This is a genomic window from Photobacterium sp. J15 (assembly GCF_963870815.1).
GTDB lineage: Bacteria > Pseudomonadota > Gammaproteobacteria > Enterobacterales > Vibrionaceae > Photobacterium > Photobacterium marinum.
Genome location: NZ_CAWMUI010000002.1, coordinates 1,746,195 through 1,762,409 on the forward strand (window position 1 = coordinate 1,746,195; position 16,215 = coordinate 1,762,409).

At 44.9% G+C, this 16,215-nt stretch carries 13 protein-coding genes; 4 read left to right on the plus strand and 9 right to left on the minus strand.

The annotated features are described in order from the left end of the window. Nucleotides 1-64: 64 nt before the first annotated feature. The 3 genes from AACQ93_RS24660 to AACQ93_RS24670 form a co-directional block, all read right to left on the minus strand. Entirely contained in the window at nucleotides 65-3,685 is a 3,621-nt protein-coding gene (locus AACQ93_RS24660; RefSeq protein WP_064609543.1) for a hypothetical protein, read from the minus strand. A gap of 582 nt (nucleotides 3,686-4,267) precedes the next feature. Then, complete coding sequence (locus tag AACQ93_RS24665; protein ID WP_064609544.1) at nucleotides 4,268-5,344, minus strand: DUF2955 domain-containing protein; 1,077 nt, start codon at nucleotides 5,342-5,344, stop codon at nucleotides 4,268-4,270. Next, nucleotides 5,334-6,515, minus strand: coding sequence for an HlyD family secretion protein (locus AACQ93_RS24670; protein ID WP_064609545.1), 1,182 nt, complete (start codon nucleotides 6,513-6,515; stop codon nucleotides 5,334-5,336). Before AACQ93_RS24670 ends, AACQ93_RS24665 begins: the two co-directional genes overlap by 11 nt. Nucleotides 6,516-6,759: 244 nt before the next feature. Here AACQ93_RS24670 and AACQ93_RS24675 point away from each other — a divergent pair, with 244 nt between their 5' ends. Both AACQ93_RS24675 and AACQ93_RS24680 read left to right on the plus strand, forming a co-directional pair. Then, entirely contained in the window at nucleotides 6,760-7,047 is a 288-nt protein-coding gene (locus tag AACQ93_RS24675; RefSeq protein WP_064609546.1) for a hypothetical protein, read from the plus strand. Nucleotides 7,048-7,128: 81 nt separating this feature from the next. Then, nucleotides 7,129-8,136 (plus strand): helix-turn-helix domain-containing protein, encoded by a 1,008-nt coding sequence (locus AACQ93_RS24680; RefSeq protein ID WP_064609547.1) that lies wholly within the window; start codon nucleotides 7,129-7,131, stop codon nucleotides 8,134-8,136. A 28-nt stretch (nucleotides 8,137-8,164) separates the two neighbouring features. Here the strand turns inward: AACQ93_RS24680 and AACQ93_RS24685 are convergent, their stop codons facing one another. Together AACQ93_RS24685 and AACQ93_RS24690 are read right to left on the minus strand one after the other, a co-directional pair. Beyond that, a complete protein-coding gene (locus AACQ93_RS24685) occupies nucleotides 8,165-8,683 on the minus strand; it encodes a GNAT family N-acetyltransferase (RefSeq protein WP_064609548.1) in 519 nt (172 codons plus the stop codon). A 63-nt stretch (nucleotides 8,684-8,746) separates the two neighbouring features. Then, on the minus strand, nucleotides 8,747-9,403 hold the full coding sequence (locus AACQ93_RS24690) for an epoxyqueuosine reductase QueH (RefSeq protein ID WP_064609549.1): 657 nt from the start codon (nucleotides 9,401-9,403) through the stop codon (nucleotides 8,747-8,749). Nucleotides 9,404-9,601: 198 nt separating this feature from the next. Between AACQ93_RS24690 and AACQ93_RS24695 the strand changes: the two genes are divergently transcribed. Next, nucleotides 9,602-10,522, plus strand: coding sequence for a VirK/YbjX family protein (locus AACQ93_RS24695; protein ID WP_064609550.1), 921 nt, complete (start codon nucleotides 9,602-9,604; stop codon nucleotides 10,520-10,522). Between the two features lie 83 nt (nucleotides 10,523-10,605). Here AACQ93_RS24695 and AACQ93_RS24700 read toward each other — a convergent pair whose 3' ends face one another. Beyond that, entirely contained in the window at nucleotides 10,606-11,880 is a 1,275-nt protein-coding gene (locus tag AACQ93_RS24700; protein WP_064609551.1) for a metal-dependent hydrolase family protein, read from the minus strand. Nucleotides 11,881-11,922: 42 nt separating this feature from the next. Further along, the gene (locus tag AACQ93_RS24705) at nucleotides 11,923-13,383 is read right to left on the minus strand and encodes a pyridoxal phosphate-dependent decarboxylase family protein (protein ID WP_064609552.1); all 1,461 of its coding nucleotides are present in this window, start codon (nucleotides 13,381-13,383) and stop codon (nucleotides 11,923-11,925) included. A gap of 180 nt (nucleotides 13,384-13,563) precedes the next feature. Here AACQ93_RS24705 and AACQ93_RS24710 point away from each other — a divergent pair, with 180 nt between their 5' ends. After that, on the plus strand, nucleotides 13,564-14,013 hold the full coding sequence (locus AACQ93_RS24710; RefSeq protein WP_064609553.1) for a DUF3429 domain-containing protein: 450 nt from the start codon (nucleotides 13,564-13,566) through the stop codon (nucleotides 14,011-14,013). A gap of 41 nt (nucleotides 14,014-14,054) precedes the next feature. Here the strand turns inward: AACQ93_RS24710 and AACQ93_RS24715 are convergent, their stop codons facing one another. Together AACQ93_RS24715 and AACQ93_RS24720 are read right to left on the minus strand one after the other, a co-directional pair. Next, nucleotides 14,055-14,546, minus strand: a complete 492-nt coding sequence (locus AACQ93_RS24715) for a hypothetical protein (protein ID WP_064609554.1) — start codon at nucleotides 14,544-14,546, stop codon at nucleotides 14,055-14,057. Between the two features lie 300 nt (nucleotides 14,547-14,846). Then, nucleotides 14,847-16,214 (minus strand): alpha-glucosidase/alpha-galactosidase, encoded by a 1,368-nt coding sequence (locus AACQ93_RS24720; protein WP_064609555.1) that lies wholly within the window; start codon nucleotides 16,212-16,214, stop codon nucleotides 14,847-14,849. Between the last annotated feature and the right edge of the window lies 1 nt (nucleotide 16,215).

Consider the following 16,215-nt stretch of genomic DNA (forward strand, 5'->3'; position numbering starts at 1 on the left):
GCCCTGATAATAAGAAAAGGGCTACGCATGTAGCCCTTACTATTATTTACATATACCGGCTTGGTTATTCTGCAGGAGCAGGTTCAACAGGAGCTTCCGGCTCTGCCGTTTTTTCTGGTTCAGCTGGCTCTTCCGGCTCAACAGGAGCTACAGGCTCCTCAGGCAATTCCTCTTCCAATGGCTTACGCATCTGAAGAAGCCAGTATTGAGAATCGCGATCACTTGACTCCGGACTAATGACTAACACATCACCGAGATTAAACAGCTGATAAGTACCAGAAATAGTTTCTGGCAACTGATACATATATTTATCACTTTGCCATTGGCCGTGCTCATCAATCACAATGGTGCGACGGTTAAAGACGGCAAATGTTTCATTCGACACATTCGGGTTTTGGATTAGAGACTGACTACCTTCCTTAATCTTCGTGCTGATATTTGCATCAAGGTAATTGTCATTTATGTGGTAACGCTGAGATTTAATTTGCTTTTCAACAATTCCATCAACCTCAACATCAACAACTTCAGCAATATCCGTCCAACTGACACTCGTGTCGCTATCTACAGTAATTCGCCCACTACTGAAGAGCATATTACCGTCTTGCTTACGAGCTGCAACACCATGGTTATTCGAAGTATATTTTGCTTTACCATCATCGAAGAGATGAAGCATTGGAAGCTCAGCAATCGAATCCCATAGCCAATATCCGACACCGTCATAATCGCCTTTTTTCACCACCATACAACCAGCGCCGGAATCCAGTGTACTCTCTCCGGTTGCTATACTCATGTTTTCAATATCACGACAAACATATTCAGCATCACCAGGAATAACAAATTCCTGGCTGGTTACTTCCAGCGTTTCCAAATCCATAATGCTCAATACTGGAGCCAAATATGGTGTTCTTGACATATCATTGGTATTTAATACCGCAATATGTGAATTATCAGAAGGAAGTTGAATATGTTCACCAGAGATCTTGGCTTTTTCTTCCCAGGTACTGGTGTCAAAATGATAAATATACGGTGTTACAAATTTATCACTACCTGATGTCGTATCTTCATCAAGAACAACCAAATCACCTGTCGGTGTAAAAGCAAAGCTATGACGGACGATGTTGAAAATATCACGCTTGAACCCAGAAATATCCACTTCGGTTAAGGTACTGTCACTTAACTTATAACGGTAAACGATTTGTCGCTTATCCGATGAACTATTATCGTTATCGGTGATCAACAATACATAACCATAACTATCATGGATAATGCCATTTTCAATTAGCTCATGCGTGTACGTATAATCGTACTCATTCACAAACTTATTTGCGGCCAGAACAAATTCCGGCTCAGATTCGCCTTCAGCCGTCAGTTTAGTAACGTAAATTCCGTCTTTTTCAGAACCATCTACAAACCAGAAGCGATAAAGGGTATCTCCACTTTGAATAGCCTGAATCACTGTTGCTGTTTCATCGTCATTTTCACCGCTAATTGGCGAGTTTCCTTTAAAGCGATTCCACTGATACACATCTCGATTATCAGTAATATTGACTTTCAGTGTTACATAACTTGTACGAACATCTGCTTCGATAGCGCCAAGTTCAACAAGAATATGCTTAAACTCATCCGATACATTATCAATGGTTAATTGTTCCTCCCCAGAACGAATTGCGTATATACGCTCTTTTTCATCATCGATATACGCGATCTGAATTCCGGATTCGTCGCTATTCTCTCGAAACGCATGCTCCCCAATCCGCATTTCTTCAGTACCATAAGCAGAAGTTGCGGTAAACTCATGCTCAACGCCATTTGAACGAACAAACTTGAAGTTATATTCAAGCACATCGCCTTCTGTCATTGTAAGCACACCATCAACAAAGCTTGGTGTTGAACTGACAATCTTTGGATGGGTTACTTTTACTTTCTCTTCCAGGGTGTAATCTTTATAGCTTGCCGTAACAACAGCCTCACCTTCAGTAATACCCTTCGCCACGCCATCTTCTGTCACTTCCAGCACTTCTGAATTATCACTGCTCCAGACAATATCGTCGTTAATTACGGCAACTGTACCGTCATTAAATTCACCATTCAGAGTCAGCTGCAGGTTCTCACCGCGGGATATTAAATTATTTGGCAGATTCAAACTGATACCGAGCAACTTCGCTGTAATATCAACAGTTAGTTCAGCCTTAAGATCTCCCTTAGTGGCAATAACTTTCACTTTACCCGTTTTATTAGCCCGAAACTCACCGCCACCTAGTGATTCCAGAATTTCAGCATCACTGGTCGTCCACTCAACTTCTGAACTAAAGTCGAGATGATAATCGTTATGGTGAACACCATAAGCAACAATATTGAATTGATCATTAAGATACTGATAATTTTGATAAACTTTCAAACGCAATGACGTTAGTACAGCAGCATCAGAGTTAAATTGCGTGGTAGCCGTAGCCCCCTGATATTCAGCGGTCAGCGTAATCGGGCCGGTTTTCATTACCTGTGGGTAACCGTCTTTAATTTCCACAGCACCAGCTGGCGTACAGGACCAATTAACCTGAGAAGTTATATCAGTAGCGCTTTCATCAGACCATAACGCCGATACATTTGCCATCAGCTTGTCGCCGACCGTGACATGCTGACCAATGCCACTCAATACAATATTTTGTGGCGCAGTATCTACGGCATTAAAAGAAATTTGTGTGGTAGCGCCATCGTACTTGGCAATTAGTGTGACATTACCTGTATGCATGACTTCCAGATGATCACCTTTAAATGCTAAAGCATTCTCTGGCTTAACATCATACTTTGCCTTATAGCTTACATCCTTCGAACTGAAATTTGATAGCAAGGCAAAAACCCGAGGAATCACATTATCACCGACTTTGACCTTCTGCGGCACGCCAGTAAGAATGATATTTTCTAATACAGGCTCACCCGGTTCAGGAATCGTCACATTGTCAACCTGATCATGCCAGCCACTGATATCATTAAAGTGCTCACCTTGCTTTTCAAGGAACCAACTATCGGTGAAAGTTGTCTCCCACGCTTCACGGTAAGACAAGCCATTCATGCCATACCACTGTTCCCACGCATTATCATCACGTAATGCACGTAGCCAGTTTGTACTGTTATCAAAGCCGGCCATTGTGGCTGAGTAATCAACCACAGCTTTGAGACCGACACCATAACGAACAATTAGAGGTTCAATAACGCTACGATCCTTAAGCAGATACTCTTTCCACTCATTACGAGTAACAAAGTCATTTTTATCAGTATCTGCATAGAGATACTCAACCGTTGTGAAGTTTGTTATCAGCGCATTATTCTTCTTGTTATTTAATGCCTGCTCAAGGCTGGTACCGTCATAATGATATAAGAAAATATCCCCGCGCTGAGCACGATAGGTTATTGGCTGAGATTTGATTTGTTCGTATTGTTTAACAGAGATCGAAGCATCGACCGAGTATTTACCGTTCTGATCTGTTTCTGCTTTAGCAAGCAGATGCTTACCAGCAAAAACAGAAACAGTTGTATCAGCCATCGGGCCGTCATACACCATTCCACTAAAGGTCATGCCCTTCTGAGGCACTTTCTTTGAATCTGGAGCAGTGCTGGAATCAGAACCGCCACCACAAGCTGTCAACATCATGATGAGCGGTACACTCATCAACATAGGCCTATACATTCGCTCTCCTTAAATTTACTACGCTTAGGTTTCAGATGGCTTTAAATAACAGCTATTCGTTAGGAGCTATTAAAAAACCATCTTCCGGCAATGAATATACAATCGTATTGAAATCGTTAATTTTCATTGCAAGTTCTATTAAGCGCGAACAATAAGTTGAGTCGACATATAATTCAAATGAACATAAAAGCACTCATTAATAGCTTTAAGGCACACTAAAAATGAGTATTAGATTTTTAAATACTATTATCACCAATTAAAAACCAAAACACAAAAAACCATAAAAACAGTAACTTAACAAAAACAAGCTGTATTAAAACCAAATAAACACAACATTAAAGTTGGAGTTATAAATTACATCACCTTGTGAACAACCTTCCACCAACAAAAACACAAAAACCAATTAATGCCATAAGAGAATTAACTGCTTTATTTTTCTATTTCGAGACATTTTCAAATAAAAACTCTTAATCAACTTATCTGTTACCAATCCTCTGTGAGCTCCTTCCAACATTAATTTTCACTCTTTTTGTTTATTTTTGGCTAATGTGCCGAGTGATAATTAAGAAATGACATGTTAATTTAACTTGAATAGTCATCATTTAGTGGTGACGTATTATATAAATCCACCAGCCAGGCAACGAATATTAAGTAGATACCGGCCATAGAAATCTGGCCAATACGGGTATAGAAACTGACATCAATCGCTTTATCGCTTCCGGAGATCACGGCACCAAAAACGACCAGCATCGCAGAGAAAATACCGGCATAAATCGGTGCTTTGCCCGGTTCAGTACAAATTTTCTGCCCGAACAACAGGCTGAATATCGCCATCATGGCAAGCAGAAAAGGAAACCAGGGTACGGTCACCAGCAACTCATAAGCAATAACAGCCAAAATTCCGCCAACCAAGTTAGTCAGTAGCAAAAACAAACTGAGCTTAATACTCTTCGGACTGCTTAGCTGTAATGACAAAATCCCGATAAACGCCATCGTCAGCAGCGCACCATTAATCTGGAAGTAGTAGAAATAAGCAATGACAGGAAAACTGATAGCCAGTGCCTTCAGCGCATTACGGACACGTTCTGCCTCATAGGTTCTGTCAGTATCAGCACTTGCTGTCCCCTGTTCTGGGTGTGCAGCTGACCGCATCGCCACACTATCAAGATCCGGTAACAGGCTATGCATCAGCCAGAAAATCATTACTGCGCCGCTTCCGGAAATCATCAGTCCCTTACCAAGCATCAGGGCTGCTGCCGGGTGAATGACCCCCATATACGGTACTAACAACACAGTGATCATCAGGATAGTGGCAAAGAAATTCCATTTCGGATTCTGAAACAGGTAATAGGCCCAGAACATCAGCAAACCGACCAACAGCAGCAGAATCAGCGGATACTGGGTCACGCCATTACTGACTGCCATTGCAATCAGCACGGTTACCACCATAGCCAGAAACAGCTCATCAAAGGTTTCTTTGGTCGGTTCCGGTCTGTCGGCGAAAAACTTAGCCACAAACACCGGCATCACATAAGCAAAAGTCCAGTTAATGCCATATGCCAGCAACATCGCCAGAACCACACCCAACGCATACCTCAAGATCCGGCGGGTCAACAATACCTGTTGAGCCTCTGGCATGAGATTGATATTAACGGACATAAGACATCCAGCTGATCAGACGAATCCAAAGCTTGCCAAACAAGTTCATTACCGATGCCTCATCGGTATAAACCATCACGTCTGCCTGACCACCGACTCGTAACAGGCCGTGGGGGACATCCCCTTCAAAACGAACCATTACAGGAAATCGCTGGGTCTGGCGTAACCAGCCAGTCTGGTTAGCAACTGTCGCTAATTGCCCGGATTGCTGCGCCTGTCCCCAGTTCACGCCATAATCAATACTGGCAATACGCCCGCGGAAAATATCACCTGGCGCATTATCCAGAGCAATCTCAACCAGATCACCGGACTTCATATTGCCCAGGCTGTTCTCACGATAATAAGCTTCGATCCAACTGTCTTCACCGGATACAAACGTCATCAGTGGCTGTCCCTTACTGGCATAAAAGCCTTCATCAAGGCGAAAGTTAGACACCCCGCCCATCGCCGGAGCACGAATAACTGTTCGCTCCAAATCCAATTGTGCTTTTTGCAGTGCCAGCAACGCCGCCTGCATTTCGGTATTCTCCTCACCAAGCTTACCAAGCTGCTTTTTCGCCTGAGCCAAACCAGCCCTGGCGCTGTCTACCTGAGCCCGGGCGTGAGCTATGGCTGCTCGGGTTTTATCCGCTTCTGCCTGAGTCACAATGCCTTTATCAGCCATCGTCAGCACACGCCCGGCCTGTCGCCGGACATTTTCCTGATTTATCAACGCATCAGATAATCTGGCCTGAGCCGCTTCTACCGAAGCCGTCTGAACACCAATCTGTTTACCTGCCAGCTCCAAGCCCTGTTCAGCCTTTTTTACCGCAATCTGATAATCCGTCGGTTCAATCTGGAATAAAGCATCTCCAGCCTGCACTAACTCATTAGGTGTGACATTCACTTTATTGATTACACCTGATACTTGCGGAGCCAGCGGGATAACATTTCCTCTTACCCTTGCCATATCAGTAGTCGGGATCATCCTGTCGGCAACAAGATAAAAAAGAAACAAGCCGACACACACAGCCAGCACCACTAGAGTGATGACTCGGGGAGTCAGATGCTTATTTGATGGCTTGCCTGAAGCACTTTCAAGCTTTTTCGTTTTCTCATCAAAAACGACAGGTTCATCGCAAGCCACTGAACTGGCTTCAACTGGGGAAAACTCAGGATCTTTTTGGCTCATAACGACCTCATCAGATTAATCGTACGCCGCGATCTTAAATCGAAATAGAATTTATTTTTTACCATTTCACGCCAAACCATAATTTAAACAAACCGCGGAATAAACAATAAAACATTTAAAAACAACAATTTAAATAAAAACGCATTCAATACACCCAATGTGGCGTAAAATGATAAGTTTGGTTTTGTGTGTTTTTTATACTTCATCTCGTCAGCAAGCAAACCAACATTAAGCGAGAAGTGAAATGAAAAAGATCTGGGCCAAAATTAAGCAATTCCTGTGTACTCCATACGGTAAGGCTTATCTGGTTTTCATCACCCTGACTAAGCTTTACCTGGTATACAAATGGGCATTGGATTATGTGAAGAAATTCGGTGGAGAACTGTTTGAGCTTATTGGCGCATCTGTAACAATGGGCGAGCAATTCAGTGCCCTAAGTTTTACTGCTGTATGTGGTTACTACACGATAGAGGCTATCATCAGTATTTTCCGCGGTTCACCTAAGAAATCCCGACAGGCGACTCAGGCATAATTTCAGTAGCTGCAGGGATGCAGCTGCAACAAGCAGATACACAGGTATACTATTGATACCAGCCATTTCCGGAGTAAAGGAATGATCCCAGGCCAACTGGTTCCGTTAATCAAAACGGCTCATGCAGCAACATTAGTCGAAATGCTCAAACATTTTGAGGCTGATATCTATCCACTCCTCAAAGCCGCCGGACTGCCTGATGATATTATGCGAACCCGCCATGAGTTTCTTCCTGAAACACCGGTTAAACATTTACTGGCGCTGATGGCAGAGCGCGCCGATCCCCAGTATTACGGCGATCTACTGCGCACAGCCAACCGTGAATACTTCATTCCGAAGATGCTCCGCCATCTCCGAAGTCCCGAAACCTTGGGAGAGGCAATAGAACAAATGAAAACAGCCGTCCGTCATGAGTCACCTTCAGCGACGATCAGTATCGAGTACTTCAACCACACGCCGTGGTTTTGTCGGTTTAAAGATAAAGAGGATACAGAAGAGTTTTTATGGGCCGAAATCTTTGCTGTTCTATTCCTGATTGAGTTTATTCGCTTACTCAGTAAAACAGACTGGCAACCAACATGTATTGCTATCCAGTCAAAGAAAGCCGATAAGCTGGCCGAAATACTGAACAACCCGAAAACTGTGCTGTACGCAAACCGAAATCTGGCCGCGATCGAACTTTCAAGCGAATTGATGGCACTTCCGCTTCATCTTCCGGCCAGTTTTACATCTCAAGTCTCCCGAGAGGATGATCCCAAAGCGCTAAACTTCCTTGAAACTGTCTATTTGGCACTGGCACCGTACCTTTCTCGCCAGTCGCTATCCTTACAGCAGGCAGCCGAAATACTGAACACCAGCGCCCGTACGTTACAACGCCGTCTGGCAGAGGAAAATACCAGTTTCAAAAATGTCAGAGACAACATCATGCTGGCGACGGCCTGTCAGTTAATGGAAAACGGGCAATATTCACTCACCGATATTGCCTCTGAGCTGGGTTATGCTGATATTGCCCATTTCTCAAGGGCATTTAAAAAGCTCACCGGTTTTCCTCCTAAAGATTACCGCAAGCGATTTCTGGCTAAAGCCTAGCATCTGCAAAACGGACAAAAACCAAACCCTACTGACACGTAACCCAATACTTCGCAACCAGGCAGGGAAAAAAACGCCCCATCACGATCTGTTCCAGCACTCCACTGTTGGCTTCGATCACCTTTCTTGATGCAATATTGTCTTCATCTGCGGTGATCAACACCTTTTCCAGTCCCAATTGCTTAGCTTTGACCAGACCATGTTTAAGCATTTGGGTGCCATAGCCTTGTTCGCGAAAACTCGGCGCAATATCATAACCAATATGCCCGCCTTCATGAGACAAAAAAGGCGTTTCAATATGATGCCGGATCCGTAGCACGCCAACCATTTTCCCTTTCTGATTTAAAAACCAGTAATGATTACAGGGAACATATCCCTCTGGCAGATTAACACCTCTCGATTCATCAATCAGAGACTGAACATATTTCGAAAATGACGAACACGCGGGTTCATAAAATTCAGCATTCGGCGCATCAAATCGCTTGATGTCATCAAGAAATGCCAGAAAAATATCCTCATATTCACAAGATGGGGAAACTAACTCCATGTAACAATTATCCTTTAAATTTTTATATGCTTACCGAAAGCGTTTTTTTCTGATGTTTTCCTATTATTCATCGTCAAAACTGATCAGCGGACGACCTTTTTCCTTACGCCATTTATTACTGTCTCTCAGGCTGTAAGCACAACCACAATATTGCTGATTATAAAAACCAATTTGCTTGAGCAAACTGTCTTTTCTTGCCGATAAGCCACCTTTACGCCAGTCCTGATCCCAGTACTGGGCAGTGTTACCTGTCAGCCAGGCCGCCGTCTGTCCGGCCTGTCGAATCTGATTAATATCTTTCCATCGAGAGCTGGCTAATGTTGTCGTAAAGTGAGTAAAACCTTGCTCTTTCGCGTAATTTGCCGTCTTTTCCATCCGTAACTGAAAACAATGCAAACAGCGCTTTCCTCGCTCCGGTTCATGCTCGTAGCCTTTCATCTCCCGGAACCAGGTTTTCGGATCGTAATCCATATCGACAAAATCCACCCCAAGTACCTCAGCAAAACGAATGATCTCGTTTTTGCGCTTCAAGTACTCCTTTTCAGGATGAATATTCGGATTATAGTAAAAAATCGTCGGCTGAATACCGTGGGATAAACACGCTTCGATCATGGCACTTGAACAGGGAGCACAACAACAATGCATCAGAACATGCTGACGCTCACTTGGAGAGGTTAAATCTTTCTTCGGGCTATCACCGAAATCATCAGGCAAGCGCATTTAAACACCATAAGTTACTGAATAAAATTAATTTTTATATAAATACAATCAAATACATATTAATACAAAGCAATATAACAAAATCCATTACCATAGTACTAAGAAGCATTTTTTTCACTTTAACAGCACTTTTTTACTACCACCAAGCATAGTGGCAATGTATTATCCGCTAATAATATAATTATCAGGAAGTTTGTTTTGGCTGCCATCAGTTACATATCCAATTTACCTAAGCTTGCTAACGAAATTTATCCCAATACCAAAGGCATAAACAAAATCCGCAAAAATGCCCGTTTCTGTTTTTGGGGAATTACTAATAGCAAAGCGATTAAATCAATGACAGAAGTTTTTGAAGACAAAAACTTAAAGTCAGTGCTGGATAAAAACCCGGATATTATTGAAAAGCCACTAAAACCTTACCTGTGTGTAAATTGGTCTGGCAGCGAACGAACCACTCACCTAAAAGAGCATTACCAGTTTGTCAGCCAGATTTTTGGTGAAAAGTCTGCTCAGGTAGTCTCAGGTGAAGGGGTGACACTGCTTACCTTTACAGATTCCAAAGATGAAGAGTATCGCGTTAACCTGTACCGCGGTACCCGAAGAGAAGGCGGGCTTGGCATCAAGCTCATTAATGACAAGGGTCAGAACATCTACTCCATGTCATTTAATATCTCTGGCTGCCAGCAAAAGACAATGCACATTGGCATGGTTCAGGGACCGGCAGATGATATCACTGACCGACAAAGCCTGATCGTAACCCTGACCCGTTCACTACATGGTTTGCGTACAAAAGCGTTGATGATCGAAGTTGCGCTGATCCTTGCTCGAATCTGGGGAGTTGCTGAAGTTAAGGGCGTATCTAACAAGGGCCATATTTATCAGGCGCTGAGATATGTCGGCTCGAAACGCAAATCTGTTACTTTTGATTATGACGATTTCTGGACTGAATACGGTGGCGAGCCGATTAGCAAATACCTATTCAGTGTTCCGGTAAATCCGCCACGCAAAGACCCATCAACGCTGAAAAAGACCAAGCGAAGACTTTACACTAAGCGTTATCAGTGGCTGGCAGATGCAGAACAGACCATTAATGATAACCTTGCTGTAATCAGCAAATAGCACGGTAAAACAGAATAACAATCAAGCCGGTCAGCATATGCTGGCCGGCTTTTTATCGCGATAGTTCAGGCTAATCAGCAACGTTACATCTCGCGGGTATCCTTGAAGATTTCACCGCCCTTGATCACGACCTGAATGTTGTCCGGGTTGGCCAGGATATCCAAATCATCAACAGGATTTCCGCGAACAAACAACATATCAGCGTAAGAACCTTCACAAACCACACCAATATCGCCTTCCGGGTACGGATCCAGCAAACCTGACAACTTCAGCAGCTCACCGGCATCTGATGTCGCCTGTTTCAGCCCTCGGAATGAACCAAAATATTTCTTACGTGCAGAAAACTCAGCATTCTGCTTCGCATGTACCTCTGGTGTTCCAATCAAATCAGTACCGAAGGCACATTTGAGGTCATATTTCTCAACTAGTTCTGCCTGTTTCAGCAACCCTTTACCGACACGTTCGGTTTTTTGATAAAGGATTTCGCTGTCGAGCGGGATTTTACGGTTGGCGATCAGCTCTGCTGTCGCATATTGCGGTACAACCCAGACCTCTTTATCCAAACACAAGCGGGCAATATCATCATCCATGAATGTAGCATGCTCGAGGGATTTAACCCCTTCCTCGATAGCAATCTTCATTGCAGGACCGGCATGGATATGGCTGCAGACGTACGAACCGTAATTGGTCACCGTTTCCACAATCGCCCGCAGTTCTTCTCGTGTGTACTGAATCGTGTCGAGCGGATCAAATAGTGAAGATGCACCGCCACCACCGAATATTTTGATTTGTGACGCGCCCATGAAAATCTGATCACGGGTTCGTTTCAGACACTCGGGCACGCCGTCAGCCAGCACCAGATGTCCCTGACGCATAAAGCTGGAATCGTCCAATCCTTGGTTGAAGTTCGAACGCTGGGTTCGATTCTGACGGTAATCCGCATGACCACAGGTCTGGGAGATACCAGCATAACTCGGGTAGATACGCGGCCCCGGTACAAAGTTGCTGTCGATACTTTGCTTCAGTCCGTAACAGTTACTGCCGACATCACGCACCGTGGTAAAGCCGCGTTCCAGCATCTCACGGGCAATAACCGTAGATCGCACCGCCACTTCTTCTGCTGTCATGTTATCGATAGCATTAAAAGTATCTGAAAGCGCGATATGGGTATGGGCATCAATCAGTCCTGGGATTACCGTATAACCCGCAGCATCGATTACCCGATCATATTCCATTGTCGGATTTTGCTGATGGCTGATCTCACTGATCACACCATCTTCAACACTGATGAAACATCCCTGCCTGATAGCCTCATTAATCCCGTCAAACAATGACACATTCTTAACTAGTACTTTCATAATCAATCTCCGGTCATAACGTTTTTTTGCTTAAAGTCAGGGTTATTCGCAAAGTGCGGCAACATCATGCTGCTGACACTTTTCCAGCTCGATATGGTAGGTTTCGATGATTTTCTCTGCTGTTGCATCAATATCCTCTTCAGAGGTGTGACAGTTAAGCACAGAGAACAACATGGTCTTCAGCCCCTTGTAGCCGGATGTCGACGGATAGCAGAAACCATCCTGTTGCAACTGGTGTACAACCCGTTCGGTCAACCGATTTCGGAATTCATCCCCTCCCTTACCGAACTGAGCGGAGAATCGGTTAGAAACAACATCATTGAGAATGGTGATCCCGTCTACCTCACGAAGCCTGTCGGCCATCTTCATCGCCATCGCGCAACAATGATCAAGGTGTTCTTCAATTCCTTGTCTGCCGAGCGCTTTAATAGCGGCATAAACAGGTACTCCTCGAGCCCGGCGTGATGCGGAAATACCAAAATTGATGGCATTGCGATCCGGCTTGGCTATCGCATCAGTCAGGTAGGCTCCCATACTGTTGCCACCCATAGCTTCTGCCAGCAACGCAGCATCACGGACAATCACCATGCCGCTGTCATAAGGCATGTTGAACCACTTATGACCATCGGTATCCCAGGAATCCGCTTTTTCGATCCCTTTCAAAAGATGCTTTTGTTTTTGGCTGGCAGCAGACCACAAACCAATAGCACCATCGACATGAAGCCAGGCATTCGGATGGGCCTGCACACAAGCGGCAATCTCTTCAAACGGGTCAAAAGCCCCTGAATCAATACAGCCTGCTTGCGCACACACTAATGTCGGACCGTCGCACTCTGCGAGAATTTCCGGCAGGTATTGAGGAAGGATTCTCAGATTGCTGTCGGTCGGAATCGTCTTAATATCGCTTTCGCCAAGGCCAATCATCCAAAGCGCACGTTTAATGGTGGAATGGATCTGATCGCTGACCACAACATGAATACGCGGTGCTTCATAAAGTCCTTTTTTGGCCACATCCCATCCCGCCTTTTTCAGCAGGCTGTTACGGGCAGTAATCAATGCGGTATAAATCGCTTCCTGCGCTCCGGAAGTAAAACCGACACCTGCTGTTTTCGGCAGACTTAGCAGTTCCAGCATCCACTCGGCCGCGGTTTCTTCGGCCACTGAGGTTGCCGGGCTGGAAACGTAATAAGGTACATTCTGATCCCAGGCACTTACCAACCAGTCAGCTGCAAGGGAAATCGGGAAACTGCCGCCAATGGCGTAGCCGAAATAACGGGGGCCACCTGACGCGATCAGGCCTTTCTCAATATTTTCTGCCAGTTCATTAAGCACTTGTTTCGGGTCGCCTGATTGCTGTGGCAACTCTCCACCAATGAGTTCGCGCAGCGACTCAGAACTGATTTTTTGATCGATTGGTCTTTCCGGCAAAGACTCCAGATAATCAACCGCACGAGAAAGGGAACAGTTAAGCAACTCACTGTATTGGTTAAATTTATGGGTCATGGCGTATCTCTCTGTTGATGACTGTGTACACCCCATAAATTAAAGATTCCCCCCGAATTTATTTACCATTTTGCGCCAACGATAAAATAGCCAGAAGAAGGAAAGTGAAGTCAAAAAGACCCTAAACATCCTTCTGCTATGCTTTTCATATCACTAAGTGAGAATTGTGCGGAGTACGCCATGAACCAATCGCCAGACAAAATCATGTCACGTCTTGCCTACCTCGGATTATTGCCATTTATCATCAGCATTCTGTGTATCTGGGCTGACAAAACCCTGTTCGGACTTAGTGCCCAAAAGGTGTTCATCGCTTACAGTGCGGTGATATTGAGCTTTCTGGCCGGGATCTTGTGGGGAAACGCGATCGACCACATCAAACACAAGTTAAGCCGTAATGCTTTAATCCTGAGTAACCTGTTTGCGCTGATCGCATGGGGAGTTCTGCTACATTCACCGGAAAGCTATGTAATTTCAGTACTGGTACTTTTATTCGGCTTTGTCGCAGTGTGGTTTGCTGAAATGAAGATCCGTGAAATAGAAAAAGAAGGAAAACCAGAAGGTTACCAGCCGATGCGTAACCGGCTGACAGGGCTGGTCGCCCTGATGCACCTGATGGTCATTGCCAGCTAATAACGTCTAAGCTGGCAATGACTCTGTTTTAGACAATCTAATTAGCCGACAAAGGTGAAAATAATCGGCTTCATAGATTGAGGGTGGACAATCTGAAGTTCTTTGTCAGAGAAGCTTTTCACTACAAGGTGACCGCTTTTAGGGATGAAATGCTTAGCGGTTCCAACCACGTGATGCGCTTTAAACGCCTTCCCTGTGATCTTCAATGCGCCAGTTACCGCCCCTTCGGAATGGTCATTAGCATGAGGATTAATTGAAAGAACGAACCCACCGTTGCTGTTTACTTTCAACAAGTAATGAAATTCAGGGTCATGCTGAGACTCCCACGTACCAACTGGCATTGGCGCATCATCGAGTGTCGCGTGAAACTCATATAAGTTTCGGTATTCATCACTCTCCGGCTTATACATAACCGACAAGAACTGGTATTTCTCATGCTTCTCTTCTTGCGCCTGATCCACATCATGCAAGATGAAATACCCCACTCCGGCCAGAACTGAACAGGCTAACAAAAACTGAATAAAACGGATCACAATGGCTCCTTTCGATATCCGTTCAAAACAAGCAAATCAAACGCACCTGCGAAGTGGTAAATCCGCGTCAGGTGGAACAATGCATACAGCGGACAAGAATGCCACAATCAGGCCATTAGCAGGTATATGCAACACTATGACAGCATTATTTACCAGCTCCTGAATTAACTTTAATCCACATAAATTTATATGCAAAACAACACACTACAAAATAATGAAACTTTGATTTCAAACACCACTAAACCAAATAAGGCAGCCATAAAGGCTGCCCTGTATCGAAAAATAGCGAGTGTTAATTATTCAGCAATGATTAAATTGCGGTAGCCAGTGTCGCTGAGCTTCAAACAGCTCATTAAACATGGCGTCAATCTGCTCAAGGGTACAAACCGCAGCAGTAACCGGATCTAACGACAACGCATAGCGCGCCGCATCCAGGTTGTGAGTAAGCGCTGACTCAACAATCAACTCCTGAACCGCAATATTGGTCTTGTTCAGGCTGGCACACTGCATCGGTAAACGTCCCATTTGCTGAGGCTGTAAACCTCTGGCATCAACCTGGATTGGCACCTCTACCACACAGTTTTCCGGCAAATTTTCAACCAACAACCCTCCCGGCTGATGATTTGGTACATTACCGTTAATCCGGGTTCGATCCCCACTGACCATGGCATTTATCAGCTTGGGCGCATTGAGCATGTTAGGTGCAATCACGATTTTCTGGCTACCAGCCAGCTGAGCATCAATTTCGGCCTCACCTGCAGCATGTACTTTTTCTTCAAGCGCCAGCAAGTTCCAGCGTTGTGGCAAAAAGTGATTAATCATCGCTTCATTCTTGCGGAAATAAGGCAGGTAGTCGCTGCAATGCCAGTGATTTTCAGTACACCAGTGACCGAAGAACTTCAGCACTTCACAGCGAACAGCATCGGCCTGGTACACTTTAGGGTTTCCTGCCATTTCACGGAGCTTAGGTAACAGATCTTTACCATTCGCCGTCATTCTGGTGATCCAGGTCATGTGGTTGATACCGGCAAATTCATAGTCGATATGTTCCGGCACCTCATGGTACATCAACCGTTGCCAGCGTTCCGGGGTCGACGGATGTTCAACCCAGTCACCTTCACCAAGGTAACCGGCCAACTGTGCGACCGTATATCGCACACCGTAACAAAGCCCGACAGACTTAACCGGACTATAGTCTTTCGCAGCCCAGGTAAGCGGAGCCAGTGGGTTGGCATAGTTAATAAACAGGGCATCAGGACACAGGATTTCCATATCACGCAAAATAGAAAGCATCGGCGGAATATGGCGTAAAGCGCGGAATATGCCGCCCGGCCCCATAGTGTCCCCAACTTCCTGAATGACACCGTATTTAGCCGGAATATCCATATCCAGCCGCCATGGTTCCAGCCCACCAACCTGAATGGCATTAATCACAAAATCAGCATTCGTCAGTGCCTTACGACGGTCTGTTGTCATCATCACCTGAACACGAAGGCCTGCCTGCTCAATCATCCGGGTAACAAGCTCAAAACTTCGCTTGAGAACCTGACTGTCAATATCCATCAACACCAGCACAGCACCGTCAAGGGCCGGATAGGAAAGCAACGCCGAGGTTATCTGGCGAGTGAACATCACACTGCCAGCACCGACAATTGTTATCTGTGTCATA